Source organism: Aequorivita sediminis (genome assembly GCF_032080575.2).
Classification (GTDB): domain Bacteria; phylum Bacteroidota; class Bacteroidia; order Flavobacteriales; family Flavobacteriaceae; genus Aequorivita; species Aequorivita sediminis.
On sequence record NZ_JAVLSO020000034.1, the window covers coordinates 1 to 960 of the forward strand.

The 960-nt window shown below is 40.6% G+C and carries 1 protein-coding gene; it reads right to left on the reverse strand.

The window, feature by feature from the left end; translation table 11 throughout:
- The coding region (locus RT250_RS13500; protein WP_435373078.1) for a DUF7507 domain-containing protein at window positions 1-960 on the reverse strand (960 nt) is incomplete at both ends.

Sequence of the window (960 nt, forward strand, 5' to 3'; positions counted from 1 at the left end):
AGCATCAATATCTGCTTGGGTGATTGTGTAGCTCGCTTCGTAAATCCAAGTTTCAGTTACATCTAACTCTCCATCACCATCAGTATCTCCACTTATTGGACCTGCCAATGGACCTCCTAATAATGGGTCGTCTACTATGATGTCAGACAGACTTACATTTCCTAAGTTAGTAACTGTGAAAGTGTATGTGATAGTTTCATCAACATTAGCACAAGCATCACCGTTCTCGTCATTAAAAACTCCTGTTTTTACAATTGCAATTTCAGGCTTCTGACATAAGTCAATTATTGTTGGATCGTCATTTCCAATTGTCGATCCTGATACATCAGATACTGTACTTTGGTCTGGAGCTGTTCCAGTAGCAGTCGCCTGGTTTACTACTTCACCAGCATCAATATCTGCTTGGGTGATTGTGTAGCTCGCTTCGTAAATCCAAGTTTCGGTTACATCTAACTCTCCATCGCCATCAGTATCTCCACTTAAAGGACCTGCTAATGGACCACCTAATAATGGGTCGTCTACTATTATGTTAGACAAACTTACATTACCTTGGTTAGTAACTGTGAAAGTGTAGGTAATAGTCTCATCAACATTAGCACAAGCATCACCGTTCTCGTCATTAAACACTCCTGTTTTTACTATTGCAATTGCAGGGTTTTGACAAAGTTCGATAACTGTTGGGTCGTCGTTTTCAATTGTCGATCCTGATACATCAGATACAGTACTTTGGTCTGGAGCTGTTCCAGTAGCTGTCGCTTGGTTTACTACTTCTCCAGCATCAATATCTACTTGGGTGATTGTGTAGTTCGCTTCGTATAACCAAGTTTCTGTTACATCAAGTTGTCCGTCGTTATCAGTATCTCCGCTTATTGGACCTGCCAATGGACCTCCTAATAATGGGTCGTCTACTATTATGTTAGACAGACTTACATTCCCTTGGTTAGTAACTGTGAAAGTGTA